This is a genomic window from Streptomyces coacervatus (genome assembly GCF_029223485.1).
GTDB lineage: Bacteria > Actinomycetota > Actinomycetes > Streptomycetales > Streptomycetaceae > Streptomyces > Streptomyces coacervatus.
The window spans coordinates 77,806-100,904 of sequence record NZ_JARHTP010000002.1 but is presented as its reverse complement, the minus strand read 5'-3'; the positions used below and the strand labels follow the sequence as shown (position 1 = coordinate 100,904).

Annotated in this window: 18 protein-coding genes; 7 read left to right on the top strand and 11 right to left on the bottom strand. The window is 70.8% G+C overall.

Translation table 11 applies throughout. From position 1 onward, the window contains the following. The first annotated feature begins 28 nt into the window (after nucleotides 1-28). The 3 genes from P2Q00_RS04195 (at nucleotide 29) to P2Q00_RS04185 (ending at nucleotide 3,950) form a co-directional block, all read left to right on the top strand. A complete protein-coding gene (locus P2Q00_RS04195) occupies nucleotides 29-736 on the top strand; it encodes a TetR/AcrR family transcriptional regulator (protein WP_275769674.1) in 708 nt (235 codons plus the stop codon). A 99-nt stretch (nucleotides 737-835) separates the two neighbouring features. Then, nucleotides 836-2,251, top strand: coding sequence for an MFS transporter (locus tag P2Q00_RS04190; protein WP_275769672.1), 1,416 nt, complete (start codon nucleotides 836-838; stop codon nucleotides 2,249-2,251). Nucleotides 2,252-2,270: 19 nt separating this feature from the next. After that, entirely contained in the window at nucleotides 2,271-3,950 is a 1,680-nt protein-coding gene (locus tag P2Q00_RS04185; protein ID WP_275769670.1) for an MBL fold metallo-hydrolase, read from the top strand. On the opposite strand, the gene P2Q00_RS04180 is transcribed toward P2Q00_RS04185, so the two are convergent. Both P2Q00_RS04180 and P2Q00_RS04175 read right to left on the bottom strand, forming a co-directional pair. Further along, nucleotides 3,908-4,393, bottom strand: a complete 486-nt coding sequence (locus P2Q00_RS04180; protein WP_275769668.1) for a winged helix-turn-helix transcriptional regulator — start codon at nucleotides 4,391-4,393, stop codon at nucleotides 3,908-3,910. The two genes, P2Q00_RS04185 and P2Q00_RS04180, sit on opposite strands and share 43 nt — an antisense overlap. Nucleotides 4,394-4,425: 32 nt before the next feature. Further along, entirely contained in the window at nucleotides 4,426-5,352 is a 927-nt protein-coding gene (locus P2Q00_RS04175; protein ID WP_275769666.1) for a LysR family transcriptional regulator ArgP, read from the bottom strand. Between the two features lie 66 nt (nucleotides 5,353-5,418). On the opposite strand from P2Q00_RS04175, the gene P2Q00_RS04170 reads away from it, so the two are divergent. Both P2Q00_RS04170 and P2Q00_RS04165 read left to right on the top strand, forming a co-directional pair. After that, nucleotides 5,419-6,033 carry a LysE/ArgO family amino acid transporter gene (locus P2Q00_RS04170; protein ID WP_275769664.1) on the top strand — a complete coding sequence of 205 codons (615 nt, stop codon included), beginning with the start codon at nucleotides 5,419-5,421 and terminating at the stop codon, nucleotides 6,031-6,033. A gap of 120 nt (nucleotides 6,034-6,153) precedes the next feature. Continuing rightward, nucleotides 6,154-7,461 (top strand): MFS transporter, encoded by a 1,308-nt coding sequence (locus tag P2Q00_RS04165; RefSeq protein WP_275769661.1) that lies wholly within the window; start codon nucleotides 6,154-6,156, stop codon nucleotides 7,459-7,461. 159 nt (nucleotides 7,462-7,620) lie between these two features. Here the strand turns inward: P2Q00_RS04165 and P2Q00_RS04160 are convergent, their stop codons facing one another. Together P2Q00_RS04160 and P2Q00_RS04155 are read right to left on the bottom strand one after the other, a co-directional pair. Then, a complete protein-coding gene (locus tag P2Q00_RS04160; protein WP_275769660.1) occupies nucleotides 7,621-8,076 on the bottom strand; it encodes a cyclic nucleotide-binding domain-containing protein in 456 nt (151 codons plus the stop codon). Nucleotides 8,077-8,330: 254 nt separating this feature from the next. Then, nucleotides 8,331-8,573, bottom strand: a complete 243-nt coding sequence (locus tag P2Q00_RS04155; protein WP_275769658.1) for a hypothetical protein — start codon at nucleotides 8,571-8,573, stop codon at nucleotides 8,331-8,333. 232 nt (nucleotides 8,574-8,805) lie between these two features. Between P2Q00_RS04155 and P2Q00_RS04150 the strand changes: the two genes are divergently transcribed. Together P2Q00_RS04150 and P2Q00_RS04145 are read left to right on the top strand one after the other, a co-directional pair. Next, on the top strand, nucleotides 8,806-9,249 hold the full coding sequence (locus P2Q00_RS04150) for an ATP-binding protein (protein WP_275769657.1): 444 nt from the start codon (nucleotides 8,806-8,808) through the stop codon (nucleotides 9,247-9,249). Between the two features lie 93 nt (nucleotides 9,250-9,342). Continuing rightward, complete coding sequence (locus tag P2Q00_RS04145) at nucleotides 9,343-9,774, top strand: hypothetical protein (RefSeq protein WP_275769655.1); 432 nt, start codon at nucleotides 9,343-9,345, stop codon at nucleotides 9,772-9,774. Nucleotides 9,775-9,780: 6 nt separating this feature from the next. Here P2Q00_RS04145 and P2Q00_RS04140 read toward each other — a convergent pair whose 3' ends face one another. The 7 genes from P2Q00_RS04140 to P2Q00_RS04110 all read right to left on the bottom strand — a co-directional run bounded on the left by P2Q00_RS04140 (nucleotide 9,781) and on the right by P2Q00_RS04110 (nucleotide 23,091). Further along, nucleotides 9,781-12,021, bottom strand: a complete 2,241-nt coding sequence (locus P2Q00_RS04140; protein ID WP_275769654.1) for an FUSC family protein — start codon at nucleotides 12,019-12,021, stop codon at nucleotides 9,781-9,783. A 78-nt stretch (nucleotides 12,022-12,099) separates the two neighbouring features. Further along, nucleotides 12,100-13,476 carry an NAD(P)/FAD-dependent oxidoreductase gene (locus P2Q00_RS04135; protein ID WP_275769652.1) on the bottom strand — a complete coding sequence of 459 codons (1,377 nt, stop codon included), beginning with the start codon at nucleotides 13,474-13,476 and terminating at the stop codon, nucleotides 12,100-12,102. 232 nt (nucleotides 13,477-13,708) lie between these two features. Further along, nucleotides 13,709-15,616 (bottom strand): AMP-dependent synthetase/ligase, encoded by a 1,908-nt coding sequence (locus P2Q00_RS04130; RefSeq protein ID WP_275769650.1) that lies wholly within the window; start codon nucleotides 15,614-15,616, stop codon nucleotides 13,709-13,711. Between the two features lie 158 nt (nucleotides 15,617-15,774). Beyond that, nucleotides 15,775-17,985, bottom strand: a complete 2,211-nt coding sequence (glgB, locus tag P2Q00_RS04125; protein ID WP_275769648.1) for a 1,4-alpha-glucan branching enzyme — start codon at nucleotides 17,983-17,985, stop codon at nucleotides 15,775-15,777. A 4-nt stretch (nucleotides 17,986-17,989) separates the two neighbouring features. Then, nucleotides 17,990-19,351, bottom strand: a complete 1,362-nt coding sequence (locus P2Q00_RS04120) for a maltokinase N-terminal cap-like domain-containing protein (RefSeq protein ID WP_275769647.1) — start codon at nucleotides 19,349-19,351, stop codon at nucleotides 17,990-17,992. Between the two features lie 28 nt (nucleotides 19,352-19,379). After that, entirely contained in the window at nucleotides 19,380-21,098 is a 1,719-nt protein-coding gene (gene treS, locus P2Q00_RS04115) for a maltose alpha-D-glucosyltransferase (RefSeq protein WP_275769646.1), read from the bottom strand. A gap of 25 nt (nucleotides 21,099-21,123) precedes the next feature. Further along, nucleotides 21,124-23,091, bottom strand: a complete 1,968-nt coding sequence (locus tag P2Q00_RS04110; RefSeq protein ID WP_275769644.1) for an alpha-1,4-glucan--maltose-1-phosphate maltosyltransferase — start codon at nucleotides 23,089-23,091, stop codon at nucleotides 21,124-21,126. Nucleotides 23,092-23,099 lie beyond the last annotated feature (8 nt).

Here is a 23,099-nt window from a genome sequence, read left to right as displayed (position 1 = left end):
CGTTGGCATAAGTGTTCGGGAGGTCGCCATGCCCAAACCGGTGGTGCCCGAGGAGAGGCGCCGCAGACGCCGTCCCACCAAGAGCGGCACGGTGCTGTCCGAGCGGCTGATCGTCGAGACCGCGCTGCGGATGCTGCGCGAGCACGGCAGCGCGGGGCTCACCGCCCGCCGCCTCGGCCTGGCCCTGGACGCCGACCCGAGCACGCTCTACCGCTATTTCCGGGGCATGGACGAGCTCACCCTCGCCATCGGCGACGCACTCATCGGCCAGGCCCTGGACGGCTGGCGCCCGACGGGGGAGTGGCGGGCGGACCTGCGCGCCGTCGGGCTGCGCATCCACGCCGCCTACGTCGCCCACCCGCAGGCGGCGGTGCTGACCACGAGCCGGGTCACCGGCCGTGCCAACGAACTGGCCGCCGACGAGGCCGTGTTGGACGTCCTGCGCACCGCCGGCTTCCCGCTCCCGGACACGGTGCGCATCTACCACGCCTTCATCGACCAGACCCTGGCCTTCGCCGCCCTCGACGCCGCCTCCCTCGCACTGCCCAGCGCCGCCCTGCGCGCCGACGAGGACATGTGGCGCTCCACGTACGCCCGGCTGCCCCGCACCACCCACCCGCGCATCGCCGAGGCGGCACCCCTGCTGGCGGCCCGCATGGCCGACAGCGCCTATCCGACGGCACTGGAGATGCTGCTGGACAGCGCCGCGGCGCAGCTGGCGGCAATGGGTTCCTGACGGCATCGGCGTACTCGATTGCTTGATGCAAGTCACGTCTCTATAGTCGATTGAGTCGATTGCATCAAGCAATCCACCGCCCGGTGCCGGAGGCGGAACATGGAGCGTCGCTGGAAGGTCCTCGTCGTCACCTCGGCCGTGGTCTTCATGGCCCTGCTGGACGTCACCATCGTGAACATCGCGTTCACCGACCTCGGACGGTCGTTTCCGGGCGACTCCCTTGCAGACCTGTCGTGGGTGCTGAACGGGTACAGCGTGATGTTCGCCGCGGCCCTCGTACCGGCGGGCCGCCTGGCCGACCGGTACGGACGCCGACGACTCTTCCTCGCGGGCCTGCTGCTGTTCATTGCCGCGTCCGTGGCGAGCGGCCTGGCCCCTTCGGTGCCGGTCCTCGTCGCGGCACGCCTCGTGCAGGCACTGGGCGCCGCGACCGTGCTGCCGACCTCGCTGAGCCTGACCCTGCCGGAGTTCCCGCCCGAGCGGCGCGGCACCGCGATCGCGCTCTCGACGGCCGCGGGTGCGGTCGCCGCCGGCGTAGGGCCGTCGCTCGGCGGACTGCTGGTGGACTGGCAGGGCTGGCGCGCGGTGTTCTTCGTCAACCTGGTCATCGGCCTGCCCGCACTGGCCGTGGCCTCGCGGCTGCTGCGCGAGAGCCGGGACGAGCGGGCGAAGGGCATTCCCGACGCCCTCGGCGCGCTGCTGCTGGCCGGCGCCGTCGGCGGCCTCGCGCTGGGGATCGTCAAGGGCGCGGACTGGGGCTGGAGTTCGGGCCGAGTGCTCGCCGCGTTCGGGACCGCCGCCGTGCTGCTGCCCCTGTTCGTCGTACGGTCCGTCGCGCACCCGGCACCGGTGGCCGACCTCGGCCTGTTCCGCCTCCGCTCCTTCACCGTGGCCACCATCGGCACGTTCGTCTTCGGCGCCGGATTCTTCGCGTCGCTGCTGTGCAATGTGCTGTTCCTGACCACGGTGTGGGACTGGTCGGTCCTGCGCGCCGGAGCCGCGGTCACACCGGGACCAGTGATGGCCGCCGTCTTGGCCCCGGCGGCCGGCCGGCTCACGGACCGGTACGGGCCGCGGGTCGCCGCCGTGCCCGGCACCCTTCTCTTCGGCACCGGCCCGCTCCTCCTGGCCCTGACCGCCACGACCGAACCGCACTACTGGCCGGTCCTGTTCCCGGCGGCGACGCTCACCGGCGCCGGAGTCGGCCTCTCCCTGCCTGCGCTCGGCAGCGCGGCAGTCCTGGAACTGCCGCCGCAGCGCCTGGCCACCGGCATCGGCATGACATCCGCCCTGCGCCAACTGGGCGCCGTCGTCGGCGTCGCAGCCCTGGTGGCCCTCCTCGGCACACCCGGACCCCAGGCCCTCGGCGGCTTCCGCCACGCCTGGCTGATGGTCACCGGCGCCGGCTGGCTCGCCGCCGTCGTCTCGCTCGCCCTGGGCCGCATCCGTGCACCGCGTCCGGAACCCGAGAAGGCCGCCCGGCCGCGGCCCACACCACTGAAGGAAGCCCCATGACGCCACTGAAGGAGACACCATGAAGGAGACCGACGCCCTGCGCCGTGCCGTGCGCTGGCCCGGCATCCCCGACCGGGTGACCACCGTGCTCGCCCAGCAGATGCTCGCGACCCGCCAATTCCGCGAAGGCCACGACTACTTCACCGCCCTCAGCGCCGAACGCCCCGAATCGGCCCTGGCCGAAAGCCTGGCGGGCGTCTTCCAGGCCCGCCTGGACGGGCCGGACGACAAGGCGTTCGCCCGGCTCGACGCGGCGGCGGCACGCGATCTCGGGCTGCCGCAGTACTTCCGGGGAACCGTCCTCGCGGGCTTCCCGGACTGCTCCGGCCGGGCCGACACGGTGATCGCCGACCTGGAGTTCGTGCTCGCCGTGCGGGACCAGTTCCCGGCGGGGTTCCTGCACTCCGTGCACGCCGCCCTGGCCCGTGCCTACGCATGCCAGGGCCGTACGGAGGAAGCCCGCGCCGCGCGCGACCGCCTCGGACACGCACCCGACCTGTCACTCGTCACGGACTACCTCGTCAGCGCCGAGGACGGCCTGCGCATGACCGCGCCCCGGCTCGTGGAAATGGCCCCCGGCGTGCATGTCGCCCAGGGCTACGACTTCGCCGACTTCGCATTCGTCGTCACCGACGACGGCATCGTGGCGATCGACGCGGCGAGCCACCCCCGGCATGTCGAGGCGGCCCTGCGCGACCTGCGGGCCGTCACCCGGGCACCGATCACCCAGGTGATCCTCACCCACGGCCACTTCGACCACATCGGCGGCCTGGAGGCACTGGTCGGCCCCGGAACCCGAGTCGTCGCCCAGGCCGCCTTCCCCGACGAACTCGCGCTGCAGGCCGCGAGCCCACCGCCCTTCCCCGCCCTGCTGCCGGACGGCCAGGACCGTCGCCCGCACATCGTGCCGGACCGGCTCGTCGAGCAGCCCGAGACCCTGACCGTCGGCGGGCGGAGGTTCACGCTCATCCCGATTGCCGGAGGCGAGACCCGCGACGGTCTTCTCGTCCAACTGCCGGACGAGGGCGTGGTGTTCACCGGCGACATGTGTATGCCGTACCTCGGTGCGCCGTTCTTCGCCGAAGGTTCGGCCGAGGGCCTGTTCGACGCACTGCGGACGGTCCAGGACCTACGACCCCGGCTGCTGATCCACGGCCACCCGCCGCTGACCGAGAACTTCACCGTCGAGGCGTTCCCCGGCCTGCTCGCCGCCCTGCGTGATCTGCACGCCGTCGTCGCGGACGACATCGTCGCGGGCCGCTCACTGACCGACATCCTGGACCGCGACCACCTTCCCGAGGTCCTGCGTGGGCATCCGGCCGCGATCCTCCCGTACCTGGTCATGCGCGAGGGCTTCGTCCAGCGCGTCCACGACCAGAGGACCGGCTACTGGAAGGCGGACGGGGACGGTGTGGACCCCATCGGCCGGGCGCAGTGGGCCGCGGCGCTGGACCTGCTGGCCGGCGGCCGGGCGGAGGCGTTCGGTTCGGCGGGTGAGGAACTGCTGGCGCGCGGGGAACCGGCCGTGGCGCTCAGGATCGTCGACTGCGCCCTGCTGAGTCACCCGGGCGACGCATCGCTGGCCGAGCTGCGCGGGCGGATCCTGCACGCTCTCGTCGAACGGAATCAGCTCTTCAGCCCGTTCAGGTTCGCCTACTACGCGGGGCTCGCGGGCCTGACCGTGTCACCCGCCGGCTGAGCACCGGGCCCGGACTCCATGTCGCAGTCCAGCGGTCCCAGCGGCCTGCCGCAGCCGGAGCAGGTGAGCCCGGGCTGCAGCCGGCCGCCGCAGCCGCGGTGCAGGACCACCAGCGGCGGTCCCTCCGGAGCCCGGTGCCGGTCCCCCCACAGCAGCATGGACATGATCACCGGCCACAGGTCCAGGCCCGCCGGGGTCACCAGGTACTCGTACCGCTCCGGCCGGGTCTGATAGAGGCGCCGCTCCAGGATGCCCGCCTCGACCAGCTTGCCCAGCCGGTCGGACAGCACGTTGTGCGCGATGCCGAGGTTGCCGCGGAAGTCCTCGAACCTCCGGGTGCCGCGCAGGGCATCACGCACGATGAGCAACGTCCAGCGCTCACCCACCACTTCGAGCGACCGGGCGATCGAGCAGATCTGACCTTCGTACGTACGAGGAAGCACTCCCCCATCGTACGTCGATTGCATCACGCAAGTCAGTGGCGCAGGGTGACCGCTCCGCGCAGCGCCACGGCGGCCGCTTCCGCCACCGCCTCGGCCACCGCGGCGAGCGCCGGGGAGTCCAACTTCCACTGCTGCCAGTACAGCGGGACGTCGAGGGCCTCGTCCGGCGCGAGGTGGACCAGACGGCCGGCCTGCAGGAGCGGTTCGGCCTGTACCTCGGGCACCAGACCCCAGCCCAGGCCCGCCGCGACAGCCTCGGCAAACCCCTCCGAGGTGGGCACGAAATGCCGTACCGGACCGGCGCCGCCCTTGCCGCGCCGCAGTCGGCGTACAAACGCGTCCTGCAGGTCGTCGCTACGGTCGAAGGCCACCGTGGGCGCCGCCACGAGCGCCTCCCGCAGCGGTCCGCCGAAGTGCTCCCGGGCGAAGTCCGGATTGGCCACCGGGAGATAACGCATCCGTCCCAGCGCGCGCACGCTGCAGCCCGTGACAGGCTCGGCGGACGACGTCACCGCCGCCATCACCTGACCCTCCCGCAGCAGCGACGCCGTACGGGTCTCGTCCTCGCGGCGCAGCTCGAAACAGAGCCGGGGCTCGTGCCGCACCCGCGTGAGCGCCGGGAGGAGCCAGGTGGCCAGCGAGTCGGCGTTCACCGCGATCGACACCCGGGTCGGCTCCCCGGCCCCGCTCATACCGAGCTCGGCACGCGCATCACGCTCCAGTCGCGCCAACTGACGGGCGAACCGCACGACGACCTCGCCCGACTCCGTCGGCCGAACCGGCTTCGTGCGCATCAGCAGCACCCGGCCCGTGCGCTGCTCCAGCGCCTTCACCCGCTGACTGACCGCCGACGGTGTCACATGCAGTGCCGCGGCGGCAGCGTCGAACGTGCCCTCGTCCACCACCGCCAGCAGCGTCCGCACCTGATCGAGGGGCAGCTCCGTCAGCTCTGTCTTCACAAGCGCTAATGATACGTAAGAATCTTTAGCTGTACGTGCAGTGATCGTCTCCGTAGCGTCGATGCCATGACCAATGCTCTGACCGCCGCGGCCGCAGGCTTCGGCACCGGCCTCTCGCTCATCGTCGCCATCGGCGCCCAGAACGCCTTCGTCCTGCGCCAGGGAATCCGCCGCGACGCGGTCCTCGCCGTCGTCGGCATCTGCGCCCTGTCCGACGCCGTCCTGATCGCGCTCGGCGTCGGCGGGGTCGGCGCGGTGGTGGTGGCATGGCCGGGGGCGCTGACCGCGGTCGGCTGGATCGGCGGCGCCTTCCTGCTCTGCTACGGCGCCCTCGCCGCCCGCCGGGTACTGCGGCCCGGCGGCGCCCTGCCGACCGAGGGGGAGACGACGGTCTCGCGCAGACGGGCCGTGCTGACCTGCCTCGCGCTGACGTGGCTCAACCCGCATGTCTACCTCGACACCGTGTTCCTCCTCGGCTCGATCGCCGCCCACCGCGGCCCACTGCGGTGGACCTTCGGCCTCGGTGCCGCCCTCGCCAGTCTCTGCTGGTTCGCCGCGCTCGGGTTCGGCGGACGGGCACTGGGCCGCTTCCTGGCCAGGCCGGCCGCCTGGCGGGTGCTGGACGGACTGGTCGCCGCGACGATGATCGCCCTCGGCGGCATGCTCGTCGCCAGGGCATGAAGGGCCTGTGAAGTCCACACCCCGAAGTCCACAAGCTGAGATCGCGCGTCCCGAACTCCCGCACGGGGCTGGGATAGTGAACCCTGGCCCCGAAAGATGTACCGAGCAACCAGGACGCCCGTGGACACCAGCGAGAGCAGTACCGAACCGCAGACGCCAAAGCCCCCGGACCCGGTCGCGGTCGAACCGCCCCGGCGCGGCTGGCGCCGTTGGGCGATGGACACCCGCCCCCTGCGCATCCCGGCCTACCGCCGACTGTGGTCCTCGACGATCGTCACAGCGGTCGGCAGCCAGCTCACGGCGGTCGCCGTGCCCAAGCAGATCTACGACATCACCGGTTCCTCGGCGTGGGTCGGCGCGGCGAGCCTCGCCGGTCTGCTGCCGCTGATCGTGTTCGCGCTGTGGGGCGGTGCGGTCGCCGACAGCATGGACCGCCGCAAGCTGCTCCTGATCACGAACACCGGCATAGCCGTCACCTCGCTGCTGTTCTGGCTCCAGGCCTTCACCGGGCTGGAGTCCGTGGCCGCGCTGATGGTCCTGCTCGCGATGCAGCAGGCGTTCTGGGGCCTGAACGCCCCCGCCCGCAACGCCTCCATAGCCCGCCTGGTCCCCGAGGGCCAACTGCCCGCAGCCAATGCCCTCGGTTCGACCGTCATGCAGACCGGGCAGGTGGTCGGACCGCTGCTCGCCGGTGCGCTGATCCCCGTCATCGGCCTGCCCGAGCTGTACCTGATCGACGCCCTCGCGCTCTGCGTGACGGTGTGGGCGGTCTACCAGCTGCCTTCCCTGCCGCCCCTCGCGGGCACGGCCGCGCGGCGCGCCGGAGTACGCGAGATCGCGGAGGGCTTCCGCTACATCTCCCTGCACAAGGTGCTGCTGCTGTCCTTCCTCGCCGACATCATCGCGATGGTCTTCGGCATGCCCCGCGCCCTGTTCCCGCAGCTGGCCCACCAGACCTTCGGCTCCTACGGCGAAGGGCTCGCGCTCGGCCTGCTGTTCGCGGCGATCCCGATCGGCGCCGTGCTGGGCGGCCTGTTCTCCGGCACGTTCTCCCGGGCCCGCCGACACGGCTGGATGGTGATCGGCGCGGTCGTCGCCTGGGGCGCCGCGATCGCCGGGTTCGGGCTGAGCGGCAACCTGTGGATCGCGGCCGGGTTCCTGGCCCTGGCCGGGGTCGCCGACATGGTCTCCATGGTCTTCCGCGGGGCGATCCTGCTGTCCGCCGCCACCGACGAGATGCGCGGCCGTATGCAGGGCGTCTTCACCGTCGTCGTCGCGGGCGGCCCGCGCCTCGCCGACGTCCTGCACGGAACCGCGGGCTCGGCCTTCGGCCCGCGCACGGCGGTCGCGGGCGGCGGCCTGCTCGTCGTCGCCGTAATGCTGACCCTGGCCGCCGCGGTCCCGGCACTGCGCCGCTACCGCATCTGACTCCAGGGCCTGGGCGGGTCCGGCGAAGTCCGCTGCGGTACGGCAGCTGCCTGAAGGGGCGCGGGGAACTGCGCGACCAGCCACGACGGCGCTGCAGACGGCCGACGGCACATCACCGCCCCGCGGCGGAGCCACACATCAGCACTGCCAGCAGAGCGTTCAGAGCAGGCTGCGCCCGCGGCCCGCGTGCTGCTCCATGAGCTTGCCCCGCGTCATCTCCAGCCGGTGCGCGAGGATCTCCGCGACGCTGCGCACCAGCGCAAGCCCGAGCTCCGTGTCCTCCTCGCACAGTCGCAGCACCGCTGCCGCGTCGAACTCGTAGGCGCGCACGGGGCTGAAGGCCTCCGCGCCGAAGTCCCACTCGTGCGGCGGGAACAGCCAGGACCAGCCGAGCAGATCGCCCGCGCCGAGGCTTGCCACGGTCACCCGCTGCAGCGAGTTGACCCGCTGGTCGAGCGAGACCGCCCCGGAGCGGATGACCCAGAATCGGTCGGCCCTGCCTCCCGCCTCGAAGATCCGGGTGTCCTCCGGGAAGGAGACCTCCTGCGCGAGCGTCATCAGGCTCTGCCGCTGGGGCGGGGGAAGGGCGGTCAGCAGTTTTATCGCTTTGGTCATGACGCGGGGCTCCTCGCCGAGGATCGGTTCCGGTGCTTTCCCTACGCCCATTTCAGCCGCTGCGGCCGCCCCGAGCACCTCGGCGGACGGCAGTTCCCGCCGAGAACCCCGAAGACATGAAAAAGCCCTGGCTGGACGGGGGAGGCCAGCCAGGGCCGTAAGCGGTGGCGTCGGAGGACGGTACGGTCCACTCCGTCACCACGTATGGATGAACCGTAAACCATCTGCGGGTGTTTTGGTCACCCGAAACCCGGTCAAGTGACCGGTTTCACTCTGTGGCCCGGTTCGGGGTGCCGGCCGGGGGTCAGGATCTCGTCCAGCACCCTGAGGACGGCCTCGTAGGCCAGCGTGCGTACTGCGGCCTCGCGCGCCGCCTCCGGATCGCTCGCCCGCAGGCCGTCGCCCCGTGCCCGCCACGTCCGCTCCTCCTGCTGAGCGAAGGCACGCGCACGCCGGATGCGCCGCAGCAGCTCGTCTGAGTCCACGACATCGGTCATGACATCCGCGTACCCCCATTGCGCGCCCCGATGGCCGGTGCACGGACTTTCGACGGGGAGGTTTGGCAGCGCCCGCGCAGGTGATCCGAGGAGGGGAGATCTGCGGTGCTCGCGCAGCGGCAGGCGGATTCGCTGCGAACGGGCCGGGGACAGCCGTGTCCGGGAGTCGCCTGCCCGGATCGCGGCGGCCGCGTACTTCATCTCATGTCAGGACCTATCAGGGAGCCAGGCGATGTGCGAGGAGCACAGGACCGAATCCGTCCTCGGGCGGCCGGGCGCGCAGCGGACCGGGCCGCCGCGGTCGTGCAGACCGGCCGAGGCGCGAAGGGCGGTCGAGCGAGCGGTCGCCGAGCGCTGCCGGGCCACCCACACACAGTGCGACACGGAGGCCCTGGGGGATGCCCTGCTCGTCGCCACCGAGCTGACGACCAACGCCATCCTGCACGGCGGCGGCGTCACGGACTTCCGTGTCGACGTCCTCGCAACGGGCGTGCGCGTCTCGGTGAGCGACCGCAGCGACCGACGGCCCGTGACCAGGCAGCCCGCCGACCCGCGACGACGAGGGGGCGTGGGCGGCCACGGCTGGCCCATCGTCTGCCGGCTGGCTCGCGATGTGCGCGTGTCCGCACTGCCCGCCGGCGGCAAGTGCATCACCGCCGTGGTCGCCTTCCGCTGAACGCCCGCCACGAGGCGGCGTCTGCTCTCGCGAGGCCGGCAGGTGTTCGCCGCCGCGGCGTCTGACGCGCGGATCTCGGGGAACACGGACCGGATGAGCGAATCCGAGTTTCCACCGGAGCACCGGCCCGTCGACCTCTACCTCGGTTTCCTGCGCACCTCGATGGACACGGAGAACTACCGGCAGCTGCTCGGCGTGGTCGAACCGGTCCTGCGGGCCCTCGACGAACAGCGCCTGCCCGCGCTGGACTTCGCGCTCGACGGGGACCACGGGGACGGGCTGTCCCAGGAGGTCCGTGACGAGGCCGCCCTGGTCATCGCCGCCGCCGTCACCGGCCGGCTGGACAACGAGGTCGTCGAGATCGACCTCGAGGAGACCGGCCCGATCAGAGTGATCACCGACGCGGACACCGCGTCCGACCCGGCGCGGCTGGGCGAGATCGCCGACTACATCCTGGAACGGCACCGGCAGAACGAGGAGCTGCGCGGCATCGCGGAGGTCAGCGATCTGCCCACCGACTTCTGAGGACGGTCACCGCTTCGGCGCCGCCACCGGCACCTTCAGCGGCCGGGCCAGGCCCACCACCGCCTCGTCGAGGCGCTGCAGATGCCGTAGTACCCGGTCGGTGATGCGGCCGTAGCGCGAGCCGCCGGGCAGGTCGGCCTCCAGGAGGGACGCGATGCTCGCCCCCGTCTCGACCTCGGCCAGGGCCCGCTCGTCCGCGACGCGCGCGGAGATCACCCCGATGTTGCCGAGGATGCGCTTCCCGGCCCGCCGTAGCCGGGGATCCGCGGCGATCGAGGGATGCGTGGGCAGCAGCTCGGCCATCGCGGCCAGCGAACGCGCGTGGTACGCGCAGGTCTCCAGCAGTGCGACGACGTAGCGGGCGGTGTTGCGCCGCGTCCGCATCGGGGTGACCGGGTGGGTGAGCGGCTGGGTGGCGGTGCGCAGGTCGGCCAGCGCCTGGTCCAGGTCGCGCGCCTTGTCGAGGAGTTCGGCCGGGTCCCCGCCGCTGAGCTGGTCGACGGCGGCCTCGGTGACGTCTGCGAGCCGATCCAGCACGGTGACGAGAAGGTCGTTGGTACGGCGGTCCGTGTGCACCGGCAGGACGAACGCCGCCGCGATGATCCCGCAGGCCGCCCCGAGCGCCGTCTCCTCCACCCGCACCACCAGCACCGACAGGCTGTAGGTGTGCAGCAGGGTGTACAGCACGCCCAGCGCGGCGGTGACGAAGAAGGACATCAGCGTGTACGACAGCGGGGCCGTGTAGAACATCGCGAACACGCACAGCAGCACCAGCGCGAACGCCGTCCAGGTGTGGTGCCCGACCAGGCCCGCGAGCAGCAGACCGGCGACGACCCCAAGCACGGTGCCCACCAGCCGCCGATAGCCCTTGACGAGGATCTCGCCCGTCGAGGCGGTGTTGATGAACACGATCCAGCAGGTCAGCACGGCCCAGTACCAGCGCTGGCTGGAGAGGAACTCACCGCCGACGATGGCCAGCGCCGACCCCACCGCGACCTGCACGGCAGCGCGCGTGGTGGGCCGCTCCAGCCCCGCCGCCGTCTCCTCGGCCTCCTCGCCCGCGTCGATCGCCGCGTCCTCGGCGTCCAATTCCTCCCGTGAGCGGGCCGTCGACGGGGTGTCGTCCGCGTCGTCCTGCGGCCCGCCGAGCGCGATCCGCAGCCCGAGCACCGCACGGGCGGCCTCGCCGATGCCCCGGAACACGTCCTGCACCCCAGGGGACGCCTTCGGCAGGTTCTCCTCGTCCCGGTAGCCGAGGAGCCGGTTGCGCAGATGGGCCAGGCCGGTTCCCAGGTCCTCGGAGACGGGCCGCAGGACCAGCAGGCGCAGCGCCTCCAGATCTCGGCGCAGCATTGCCGTCGACTCGTCCTGTACGGGCAGCGGGCCGCCCGGCGGGACGGGCGCGCCCGGCAGATGCAGGGTCAGCGTGTCCGCCCGCTCGGCGCTGCGCGCGGTCAGCAGCAGCAGTCCGAGGCGCTCGGCGGCGATCTCGGCGTCCGCGATGCGGCGCTGCACGAGCCGTGCCACGGCCTCGTCGGCGGTGCCCTCCTCCAGCCGCCCCTGGATCATCATGGCCGTCTCGTGCAGGCGCGCGGTGCCGTCCCGTACGTCCTCAACCGCCTTGTCGATCTCCTCCGGCCCGGCGTCGAGGAGAGCGAGCTGTGCGGTCACGAGCTGCGCCAGCCGGGCGCGGAAGGCCTCGCGCAGCCGCTGCAGGATCCCCGCGGGCGTCTCGGGTACCAGCGCGAAGCGCACCACGGCGCTGGACGCGACGGCGACGGCGACGACGCCCCACAGCTGCGGCAGCCCCGACACGGTGGCGCCGACGAACAGGGACATGAAGTAGACCTGGAAGCCGATCAGCCCGAGCGCGGTGCCGCGGTCGCCGAAGCGGCGGGCGTAGACGGCGCAGAAGATCAGGGCGACGAAGAAGAGGTCACCGCCCACCACCCGGGAGTGCAGGACCGCGCCCAGCGACACGGAGGCCAGCGCCACCGGCAGGCCCAGCGCCAGCGTGACGGCCTGTTGGCCCCGCTGCTTCTCCCGGATGGCGAAGGTGGAGACCATCGCCGCGATGGCCCCCGCCACCAGATGGCGCACGTCGGCGCCCAGCAGGGAAAGCACGGCCAGCGTGAGGGCGATGGCGCCCACCGTTCTCAGGCCCGCGGCCAGGCGCAGCAGTCCGGGATCGGAGGCCGCGACGAGATCGCGCAGCCGTGCCCGGACCGACCCTCCCACTGCCCTCACGCCGCCGTACTCACTCCCGCTTCACGTCATGATCCGTCTCTCAGCATGGCACGACGTGACCGCAGCGTGCGCACCGGCTCATGTCTCCTTCCCGTCCGTCCCCTCGACATGGGCCCGCACCTGTTCCGGCGTCAGGTAGGCGTCGGTGTACTCGAAATCCTTGAGCTTGGCGGGCTTGCGGGCCTGGAAGCCGGTGCGGACGAAATCGTCTCCGGCGACGGCGTTGAGCGTCCAGTTCGTCGCCACCCGGACCTTGGCGACATTGGTGCGCAGCGCCCACCAGTGATAGCCACGGGCGGCGAACTGGGCGGGCAGGCCGTGCAGTTCGATGCCGAGCGGCTTGGAGACGGCGTCCGTGCCGCCGAGGTCGACGACGAGACCGAGGTCCTTGTGGACGTACGGGGTCAGCGGCTGGTTGCGCAGCGTCGCCACGACATTGTCCGCGACGACCCTGCCCTGCCGCATCGCATGCTGGGCCGTGGGCGGGCAGACGGCGTCCTCCTGGCCCTTGGCCTTGTCGGGCACGGCCGCGGAGTCGCCCAGCGCGAAGACCCCGTCGTTGCCGGGCAGGTTCATCTCGGCGTTCACCGCGAGCCGGCCGCGGACCGTCTCCGCGCCGAGGGTGGCGATGAGGGGGCTGGCGACGACGCCGGCGGTCCAGATCAGGGTGCGGGTGGGCACCACCCGGCCGTCGGTGAAGGTGACCTCCTCGGGGCCCGCCTTCTCGATGGAGACGCCCAGCGACACGTCGATGCCGCGCCGCTTCAGGATCTCCTGCGCGCTGCGGCCGAGCTTGTCGCCCAGCTCCGGCATCAGCTTCGGGGCGATGTCGATGAGATGCCACTTGATCAGCGCCGGGTCGATGCGCGGATAGCGCTTGACCGCGGCATGCGTCAGCTTCTGCAGACAGGCGGCGGTCTCGGTGCCGGCATACCCGCCGCCGACCACCACGAACTGCAGGCGCGAGGCGCGCTCCGCCGGGTCGTCGCTGGCGTCGGCCAGGTCCAGCTGGGAGATGACGTGGTCGCGGATGTAGGCGGCCTCGGCAAGGGTCTTCATGCCGTACGCGTGCTCGGTGAGCCCCGGGATGTCGAAGGTGCGGGTGATGCTGCCGGGGGCCAGCACGATGTAGTCGTACGGCTCGTTCACGATCTGGTCGGTGATGGTGCGGATGACGCAGACCTTGGACTTCAGGTCGACGCCGATGGCTCCGCCCGGAATGATCCGGGTGCGGTACTTCTTGCTGCGCCGCAGCGAGACCGCGATCGACTGGGGCGTCAGCACGCCGGAGGCGACCTGGGGCAGCAGCGGCAGATAGAGCTGGTAGGCGAACGGCGTCACCAGGGTGACGTCCGCTTCGTCGGGCGCAAGTTTCCGCTCCAGCCGGCGTACGCACTCCACGCCGGCGAAACCTGCGCCAACCACCAGGATCCTGGGTCGTGTCACGGTGTTCATCCCTCTCTGCGGCTCCAGGCGGTCTGCATCCAACGCCCTTCGCATGCCCTGGATCGCTGCTTGCACCACATCGATCCCACCGTGCCCTCAGCCGTTCCGCCAGCTGGGTGCGGCAGGCAGACGAACGCGTCGAGCACCACGATGCCCGTCCGCGTGCCGAAACGCACCGGTCAGGAGTGAACGTTTTGGATCACGTACTGCACAGGAAGTGGCGACTATGTGTTCAGGGCGTTCAGCGGAACACGTTGTCCGCCTCGTCCCAGCTCGACAGCTCGTCCGGCACGGTCTGCCGCGGAGCACGCGTGCGTGCCTGGTACATCGCGTCGATCTCGAACGCGTAGTGCCGCACGATCTCGTCCCGGCGCAGCTTCATGGACGGCGTCATGAGCCCGTTGGACATGTCGAACTGCTCCGACAGCACCCTGAAGACCCGGATCGACTCCGAGCGCGACACGGCACTGTTGGCCGCGGCCACGGCACGCCCGATCTCCTCCCGCAGCGCATTCTCCTCACGGGCCTCCCGGCTCGGCATGTCGCTCTGCAGCGACAGGGAGCCGCGCCAGTACGCCAGGAACTTCGGATCCAGGGTGATCAGCGCCCCCACACAGGGGCGGTTGTCGCCGACGACGACCGCCTGGTGGATCAGCGGATGCATCCTGAGCCGCTGCTCCAGGGCGGCCGGGGCGACATTCTTGCCGCTGCTGGTGACGATGATGTCCTTCTTGCGGCCGGTGATCGTCAGATAGCCCTGCGAGTCGATCCGTCCGAGATCCCCGGTGGCCAGCCAGCCGCCGCGCAGGACGGCCCGCGTCGCCGCCTCGGCGTTGATGTAGCCATGGAACACCGAGGGCCCGCGGACCAGGATCTCCCCGTCGTCGGCCACCATGAGGTCGTTGCCGGGCAGCGCCTGCCCGACGGTTCCCGACATCTCCCGGCCCAGCGGCTGCGCGGTGACGCCGCCGGCGGCCTCGGTGAGGCCGTACCCGTCGTTGACGTAGATTCCGATGCCCTCGTAGAAGAGGGAGAGTTCGCGGCTGAGGGACGAGCCGCCGGACGTCGCCCGGAGCACCCTGCCGCCGATCGCCGCGCGCAGTTTGCGGTACACCGTCCGCTCGAACAGGGCGTGTTGCAGCCGCAGATCGAAACCGGGACCCGAACCGCCGCCGAGCCGTTGCCGCTCCAGCGCCGCGGCGAAGTCCCGCGCCGTGTCCGCGGCCCGCTCGAACAGTGCCCCGCGGCCCGCCTCCTGGGCGGTGCGCAGGAAGTTCTTGTAGATCTTCTCCAGGAGCGAGGGAACCGCGCAGAGATAGGTGGGGCGGAAGGAACACAGGGATGCCGAGAGCGCTTCCTCGCTCATGTCGGGCTCGTGTGCCATCACCATGCCGCCGCGAATGCACAGGGTCTGGACCAGAAGGCCGTAGACATGCGAGAAGGGCAGGAAGGCGAGCACCGACGCCTGCTGCTCGCCCGGGGGGATCACGGTGTGGCCCCAGCCCTCCAGCAGCGTGTCGCAGGCGCTCGCCAGGTTGCGGTGGCTGAGCGCACAGCCCAGCGCCCGGCCCGTGGTGCCGGAGGTGTAGCTGATGGCGGCCGTGGAGTCCGGCAGCACGATGCGGCGCAGCGAGTCGACGGTGGCGAGCGGGATGAACCGCCCGCGCTCCATCAGGTCGTTGAGTGCTCCCGCGTCCAACTGCCAGACGTGGCGCAGCAGCGGCAGCGACCCGCACACGGAGCCGACCGTCATCACCGCCTGCTCGTCCTCCACCACCACGGCCACGCAGCCGGCGTCCCTCAGGACCCACTCCACCTGCTCGCGCGAGGAGGTGGGATAGAGCGGTACGACTTCGGCACCGACCGCCCACAGGGCGTGGCTGAGCACCGTCCACTCGTACCGCGTGCGCGCCATGATCGCGACGCGGTGGCCCGGCGAAATCCCGGACGCGACCAGCCCCTTGGCCAGATCCACCACCTCGTCCCGCACCTCTACGGCAGTCATCTCCTCCCAGGTGGTGGCGGAGGGGGTGGGGCGGCGCGCGAGCATCGGCCGGGTGGGATCGAGGGCTGCCGTGTCGAAGATGCTGTCGGCCAGCCCGCCGGTCAGTGGCGAGACGGTGGGGGGAGCGAGGGCGAAGTCGCGCATGCGCTGCTCCTGAGCTGTACGGAGGGTGACCATGCCGACGAGTTCCGTTGTCGACGGTGGTCGAATCTAGCCCAGGTGAGTGCGGATGGTGACCGGATCCTGCGAAGTTGCGGTTCTGTGATGATCAACCCTGTATACGGCTGTACCGCGTTGACAGTTCACAGCAGCGGAGTCAGCCAGACCGTGGCGAGCGGCGGCAGGGTGAGAGTGATCCTTCCCTCCTCCACCTTGAGGTCGTCCGGGTTGGCGACACCGCCGCCGCCGTAGCGCACGGCGTCGGTGTTGAGGACCTCCCGCCAGGCGGGGACCTCGTCGGGCGCCCAGAGGCGGTAGTCGTGGCGGACGACGGGGGAGAAGTGGGAGACCGCGAGCAGCGGGCTGCCGTCGGCGGCGAACCGCAGAAACGCAAAGACGTTGTCCTCGGCGGCGTCCCCCATGACCCACTGGAAGCCGCACGGCCGGGTGTCCTGCTGCCACAGCGCGGGCGTCGAGCGGTACACCGCGTTGAGGTCGCGCACCAGGTCCCTGACCCCGCGGTGATCGGGCTCGGCGCCGTAACCGGGATCGACCAGCCACCAGTCCGGGCCGTGGGCCTGGGACCATTCGGAACCCTGGGCGAACTCCTGACCCATGAACAGCAGCTGCTTGCCCGGGTGGGCCCACATGAACCCCAGATACGCCCGGTGGTCGGCGCGCTGCTGCCACCAGTCGCCCGGCATCTTCGACACCAGCGCCTGCTTGCCGTGCACCACTTCGTCGTGCGAGATGGGCAGAATGTAGTTCTCGCTGTAGGCGTACACCATCGAGAACGTCATCTCGTTGTGGTGGTACTTGCGGTGCACCGGCTCGTGCTCCATATAGCCGAGCGAGTCGTGCATCCACCCCATGTTCCACTTCAGGCCGAAGCCCAGACCGCCGCTGTCGGTGGGGCGCGTGACCCCGTCCCACGCCGTCGACTCCTCGGCGATGGTCACCACACCGGGCGCCCGCCGGTACACGGTCGCGTTCATCTCCTGCAGGAACGCCATCGCGTCCAGGTCCTCGCGCCCGCCGTGCACATTCGGCGTCCACTGGCCCGAGTCGCGCGAGTAGTCCAGGTAGAGCATGGAGGCCACGGCATCCACCCGCAGGCCGTCGATGTGAAACTCTTCGCACCAGTAAACGGCGTTCGCCACAAGGAAGTTGCGCACCTCGATGCGCCCGAAGTCGAACTCGTAGGTCCCCCAGTCCGGATGCTCGGCCCGCCGGGAGTCCCCGGGTTCGTACAGCGGATCCCCGTCGAACCGCGCCAGCGCCCAGTCGTCCTTGGGAAAGTGGGCCGGCACCCAGTCCATGATCACGCCGATGCCCGCCTGGTGCAGGGCGTCGACCAGGTACTTGAAGTCGTCGGGTGTACCCAGCCGTGACATCGGCGCGTAGAAGCCGGTGACCTGATACCCCCAGGAACCGGCGAACGGGTGCTGGGTGACCGGCATGAGCTCGACATGGGTGAATCCCAGGCCATTGACGTACGACGGCAGTTCCTCAGCAAGTTGACGGTACGTCAGTCCTGGTCGCCAGGAGGGGAGATGGACCTCGTAGACCGAGAAGGGCGCCTCGTGAACGGGAACGTCACCCCGGTGCGCCATCCACTCGGCGTCTGTCCACTCGTAGTGCGAGGCGTGCACGATCGACGCCGTGTCCGGCGGGACCTCCGCGTACCGCGCCATCGGGTCGGCCTTGAGGAAACGGCCGCCGTACCGGGACGTGATCTCGAACTTGTAGCGGGCGCCCTCGCCGATGCCTGGCACGAACAGCTCCCACACCCCGGAGGACCCCAGGGACCGCATCGGCAGCGCCGTCCCGTCCCAGCAGGTGAACTCCCCGGCGACCCGGACCCCTTGGGCGTTCGGCGCCCACACGGTGAACCGGGTCCCGGTCACACCCTCGTGCGTCATCGGCTCGGCACCGAGCGCCTTCCACAGCTGCTCGTGCCGGCCCTCATGGATCAGGTGGAGATCGAGCTCACCGAGAGCGGGCAGAAAACGGTACGGGTCCGCCGTCTCGTGCTCACCGTCCGCGTACCGCACCAGCAGCGTGTACTCGGGGATCGCGCCGAGGGGCAGCACACCGGAGAACAGGCCGTCGCCCTCCGAGGCCAGCGGGCGCCGCTCCCCGTCGACGACGACGCTCACCGCGCGGGCGTACGGGCGCAGCGCCCGGAACACGATGCCGCCCGCCACCGGGTGGGCGCCCAGCAGCGCGTGCGGGTCGTGATGGCGACCGGAGAGCAGGCGTTCGCGTTCGCCGGGATCAAGGGCGGGTGCGGTCGCACATCCGGGGGTGAGCGGGCCGGACGGCTCGGGGAGCGAGGTGTCACGCAGGGCCACGGGTTCAGCCTCCTCTTACGGCGAGACGTTCGATCGCCGCCATCGGTACGGGGAGCCAGTCCGGCCGGTGCCGGGCTTCGTACAGGACCTCGTACACGGCTCGATCGGTCTCATAGGCGCGCAGCAGTCCGTGCTTCTTGCGCGGGTCCCAGCCGGCCCGCTCCGCGTAGCCCGCGCAGTAGGCCTCGCGGCAGCGGCGCGCCCACTCCGGGCGCCAGGGGCGGCGCTGCCGGGCGGCATAGTCGAAGGAGCGCAGCATGCCCGCGATGTCCCGCACCGGGGACTGGGTGCTGCGCCGCTCGGCGAGCGGGCGGGACGGCTCGCCCTCGAAGTCGATGACGAACCAGTCCCGGCCGGCCCGCAGCACCTGACCCAGGTGCAGGTCGCCGTGGATGCGCTGGGCGGGCGGCCCGGGGTCGCAGGCGACGAGCGCGCCGAAGGCGGTGCGCAGCCCTGGCACATACGGGCGCAGCGCCGGTACGCAGTGCGCCGCGGCGTCCAGACGGTCGGTCATCGCCGCCGCCGTCCGCCCGCTCTCGTCATGGGCTCCGGCCGGGAAGGCGGCGGCCAGCGCGAGGTGCACCTCCGCGGTGGCCCGGCCCAACTCGCGGGCCTGTACGGTGAAGTCGTCGCCGGCGGCGAGCGCCTGCAGGGCCAGCGCCCAGCCGTCGGAGGCATCGGGCAGGAACGGCTGCAGCACACCGAGCGTCGCCTCCTGAGGATGCGTCGTACGGAACCACGCCACGGGCGCCGGCACCCGGCCGCAGCCCTGCCCCGCCAGCGCACCCGGCACCTCGAGGTCGGGGTTGACACCGGGCTGCACGCGCCGGAAGACCTTCAGGATGAACTCGTCGCCGTACACCAGCGAGGAGTTGGACTGCTCGGCCTCCAGCACCCGCGGCACCAGCCCGGCGGGCACGTGCACGGACGGGTCCGCCTCGAAGCGCAGCGGGCCCGCCGCACCGGGGTGCCGCAGCCGCTCCAGGAGCAGCTGCGCCGAACGGGGGTCCTGCAGCGCGTCGTACACCGTCAGACCGGCCAGCGGACCCTCCTCCGCCCTGCCGATCAGCGCCCGTCCGAGCCTCGGCGACAGATGTCGCTGCACACCGAGCAGCAGCTGGTAGCAGTCACCGGCCGGCGCGGCGCCGCTGGGCGCGGGCACCCCGCTCTGACCGGCGTGGACCAGCAGATGCAGACAGCCCGGGAACAGCTCCGTCATGGACAGCAGTGCAAGGTCCGTGACGGGCCGGTCCTTGCCCGCGAACCAGCGCTGGCGCGGCAGCCACTCGCGCAGCAGCCCGGCGAGCGAGGCCATGGGCCCGGCGGCGACGCCGGGTCTGGGGCGGAGCGATGCGGTCTTCTGCATGGTGACGCGTCCTTTCCTCGCCTCACGCTCAAGGTCGGTGGCCGATGCGGGATGCGACTCGGGTGAGCCGGAACCAGTAGAAGCCGTGGCCGGCGAGGGTCAGCAGGTACGGCAGTTCACCGATGGCCGGGAAGCGCACCCCGCCGATGAGTTCCACGGGGTGGCGTCCGTCGTAGGCCCGCAGGTCGAGCTCGGTGGGCTGGGCGAAGCGGGAGAAGTTGTTCACGCACAGCACCAGGTCGTCCCCGTACTCGCGCAGGAAGGCCAGGACCGCGGGGTTGGAGGACTGGAGCTCCGTGAAGGAGCCCAGCCCGAAGGCCGGGTTCTGCTTGCGGATCTCGATCATCCGGCGGGTCCAGTGCAGCAGCGAGGACGGGTCGGACATCGAGGCCTCGACGTTCGTCACCTGGTAGCCGTAGACGGGGTCCATGATGGTCGGCAGGAACAGCCGCCCCGGATCGCAGGACGAGAAGCCGGAATTCCGGTCGGGTGTCCACTGCATAGGGGTGCGTACGGCGTCCCGGTCGCCGAGCCAGATGTTGTCGCCCATGCCGATCTCGTCGCCGTAGTAGAGGATCGGCGAGCCCGGGAGCGACAGGAGCAGGGCGGTGAACAGCTCGATCTGGTTCTCGTCGTTGTCGAGCAAAGGCGCAAGCCGCCGCCTGATCCCGATGTTGGCGCGCATACGCGGGTCTTTCGCGTATTCGGCCCACATGTAGTCGCGTTCCTCGTCGGTGACCATTTCGAGGGTCAGCTCGTCGTGGTTGCGCAGGAAGATGCCCCACTGGCAGTTCGAGGGGATGGCGGGGGTCTTGGCGAGGATTTCCGAGACCGGGTAGCGGGATTCCCGTCGTACGGCCATGAAGATCCGTGGCATGACGGGGAAGTGGAATGCCATGTGGCATTCGTCGCCGCCGCTCTGGTAGTCGCCGAAGTAGTCGACGACGTCCTCCGGCCACTGGTTGGCCTCGGCCAGCAGCACCGTGTCCGGATACATCGCGTCGATCTCGCGGCGGACGCGCCTGAGGAACGCGTGAGCGGCGGGCAGGTTCTCGCAATTGGTGCCCTCGGCCGCGTACAGATAGGGCACGGCGTCGAGACGGAAGCCGTCGATGCCCAGGTCCAGCCAGAAGCGGAGGGCCGCCAGGATTTCCTCCTGCACCGCCGGGTTCTCGTAGTTGAGGTCTGGCTGGTGGGAGAAGAAGCGGTGGAAGAAGTACTGTCCCCGGACGGGATCGAAGGTCCAGTTGGAGACTTCGGTGTCGACGAAGATGATCCGTGCGTCGGCATATTGTTTGTCGTCGTCGGCCCACATGTAGTAGTCGCCGTAGGGGCCGTCGGGGTTTTTCCTCGATTCCTGGAACCACGGGTGCTGGTCGCTGGTGTGGTTCATGACGAAGTCGATGATGACGCGCATGCCGCGCTGGTGGGCGGCGTCGACGAATTCGACGAAGTCGGCGAGGTCGCCGAATTCGGGCAGGACCGAGGTGTAGTCGGAGACGTCGTAACCGCCGTCCCTGAGCGGCGACTTGAAGAAGGGCGGCAGCCACAGGCAGTCGACGCCCAGCCATTGCAGATAGTCGAGTTTGGCGGTGATGCCCTTGAGGTCGCCGATGCCGTCGCCGTTGCTGTCCTGGAAGGAGCGGACGAGGACCTCGTAGAAGACCGCGCGCTTGAACCACTCCGGGTCCCGGTCCTTGGCGGGAGTGTCCTCGAAGGTGTCCGGGACGGGCTGGTTGACAGTCATGACGCTGTGACTCTCCGATCGGTGGCTACGCGGACGACTGCTGGACGTGGAGCACGTGTGCCGGGGCCCGCCCGGGATCCAGGCGCACATAGTTGTTTCTGCCCCAGTGATAGGTCTCACCCGTCAGTTCGTCGTGCGCGGACATGAATGCGTGCCACTCCAGACCGAGTTGCGGCATGTCCAACGAGACCGTGGCCTCCTGGGTGTGGTGCGGGTCGAGGTTGGCGACGACAAGGACCGTGTCCCGGCCCGCGGTCTTGCTGTACGCGATGACCATGTCGTTGTCGGTGTGGTGGAAGCGGAGATTCCTGAGCCGATGAAGGGCCGGATGGCGCCGCCGGATGGTGTTGAGCTTGGTGATGAGGGGGGTGATGGTGCGGCCCTCGCGTTCGGCCGTCTCCCAGTCGCGGCGCTTGAGTTGGTACTTCTCCGAGTCCAGATACTCCTCGCTGCCGTCCCGCAGCGGAACGTTCTCGCACAGTTCGTAGCCGGAGTAGACGCCCCAGGTGGGGGAGAGGGTGGCGGCCAGGACGGCGCGGAGTGCGAAGGCGGGGCGGCCGCCGCGCTGGAGGAACTCGTGCAGGATGTCGGGGGTGTTGACGAAGAAGTTGGGCCGCATGTAGGCGGCGGCCTCGCCGGACAGTTCGGTGAGGTACTCGGTCAGCTCGGCCTTGGTGTTGCGCCAGGTGTAGTAGGTGTAGGACTGCTGGAAGCCGGTCTGGGCGAGGGTGTGCATCATGGCCGGGCGGGTGAACGCCTCGGCCAGGAAGATCACGTCGGGGTCGGTGGCGTTGATGTCGGCGATCACCCGCTGCCAGAACAGGACGGGTTTGGTGTGCGGGTTGTCCACGCGGAAGATCCGCACGCCGTGGCCCATCCACAGCCGCAGGACGCGCAGGGTCTCGGCGATCAGTCCGTCCAGGTCGGCGTCGAAGGCGATCGGGTAGATGTCCTGGTACTTCTTCGGCGGGTTCTCGGCATACGCGATGGTGCCGTCGGGGCGGTGGTGGAACCACTCGGGGTGCTTCTGTACCCAGGGGTGGTCGGGGGAGCACTGCAGGGCGAAGTCGAGGGCGATCTCCAGGCCGTTGTCGCGCGCCTCCTGCACGAACCAGGCGAAGTCCTCGATGGTGCCCAGCTGCGGGTGCACCGCGTCGTGGCCGCCCTCGGGGGAGCCGATCGCCCAGGGCACGCCGACATCGGTGGGGCCGGCGGAGAGGCTGTTGTTGCGGCCCTTGCGGAAGGTGGTGCCGATGGGGTGGATGGGCGGCAGGTAGAGGACGTCGAAGCCCATGGCGGCGATGGCCGGGAGGCGGCGGGCGGCGGTGCGGAAGGTGCCGTGCGGCTGGTCCTGGGTGCCCTCGGAGCGGGGGAAGAACTCGTACCAGGCGCCGTACAGGGCGCGTTCGCGCTCCACCAGCAGCGGCAGCGTCTGCGAGGCGGTGACGAACTCCCGCAGCGGATGCCGCGCCAGCACCGCGTCCACCTCCGGCGTCAACGCCGCTGCCAATCGGGTGGCGACCGGCAGCGAGTCGTCACGCAACGTCTCCGCCGCCGCCAGCACCGCGGCGCGCCCCGGGCCCTCGGGCACCCCGGCGGCCACCCGCTCATGGAGGTCGCCGCCCTCCTCCAGCACCAGGCCGGTGTCGATGCCGGCCGGGACCTTGATGCGGGCGTGGTGCCGCCAGGTGGCCACCGGGTCGCTCCAGGCCTCCACCCGATACGTCCAGTGGCCCGTGGAGGTGGGCGTGACCTCGGCGCCCCAGCGGTCGGAACCGGGGGCCAGTTCCCGCATCGGCGTCCACGGGCCGTGCTGGCCCTCCGGATCGGTCAGGACGACGTTGGCCGCGACCGCGTCATGGCCCTCGCGGAACACGGTCGCGGTGACCTCGAACGTCTCCCCTGCGACCGCCTTGGCCGGGCGCCTTCCGCACTCCACCGCCGGGTGGACGTCCCTCACCGGGATGCGGCCGATGGCCGGAATCGAACTCATGGGTCTCA

Excerpts from the sequence above, each read along its gene's own strand:
- P2Q00_RS04190 (WP_275769672.1), top strand. The coding sequence starts at position 836 with ATGGAGCGTCGCTGGAAGGTCCTCGTCGTCACCTCGGCCGTGGTCTTC.
- P2Q00_RS04120 (WP_275769647.1), bottom strand. The coding sequence starts at position 19,351 with ATGCAGAAGACCGCATCGCTCCGCCCCAGACCCGGCGTCGCCGCCGGG.
- P2Q00_RS04110 (WP_275769644.1), bottom strand. The coding sequence starts at position 23,091 with ATGAGTTCGATTCCGGCCATCGGCCGCATCCCGGTGAGGGACGTCCAC.
- P2Q00_RS04145 (WP_275769655.1), top strand. The coding sequence starts at position 9,343 with ATGAGCGAATCCGAGTTTCCACCGGAGCACCGGCCCGTCGACCTCTAC.
- P2Q00_RS04170 (WP_275769664.1), top strand. The coding sequence starts at position 5,419 with ATGACCAATGCTCTGACCGCCGCGGCCGCAGGCTTCGGCACCGGCCTC.
- P2Q00_RS04195 (WP_275769674.1), top strand. The coding sequence starts at position 29 with ATGCCCAAACCGGTGGTGCCCGAGGAGAGGCGCCGCAGACGCCGTCCC.
- P2Q00_RS04155 (WP_275769658.1), bottom strand. The coding sequence starts at position 8,573 with ATGACCGATGTCGTGGACTCAGACGAGCTGCTGCGGCGCATCCGGCGT.
- P2Q00_RS04135 (WP_275769652.1), bottom strand. The coding sequence starts at position 13,476 with ATGAACACCGTGACACGACCCAGGATCCTGGTGGTTGGCGCAGGTTTC.
- P2Q00_RS04185 (WP_275769670.1), top strand. The coding sequence starts at position 2,271 with ATGAAGGAGACCGACGCCCTGCGCCGTGCCGTGCGCTGGCCCGGCATC.
- treS (WP_275769646.1), bottom strand. The coding sequence starts at position 21,098 with ATGACTGTCAACCAGCCCGTCCCGGACACCTTCGAGGACACTCCCGCC.
- P2Q00_RS04160 (WP_275769660.1), bottom strand. The coding sequence starts at position 8,076 with ATGACCAAAGCGATAAAACTGCTGACCGCCCTTCCCCCGCCCCAGCGG.
- P2Q00_RS04150 (WP_275769657.1), top strand. The coding sequence starts at position 8,806 with ATGTGCGAGGAGCACAGGACCGAATCCGTCCTCGGGCGGCCGGGCGCG.
- P2Q00_RS04130 (WP_275769650.1), bottom strand. The coding sequence starts at position 15,616 with ATGCGCGACTTCGCCCTCGCTCCCCCCACCGTCTCGCCACTGACCGGC.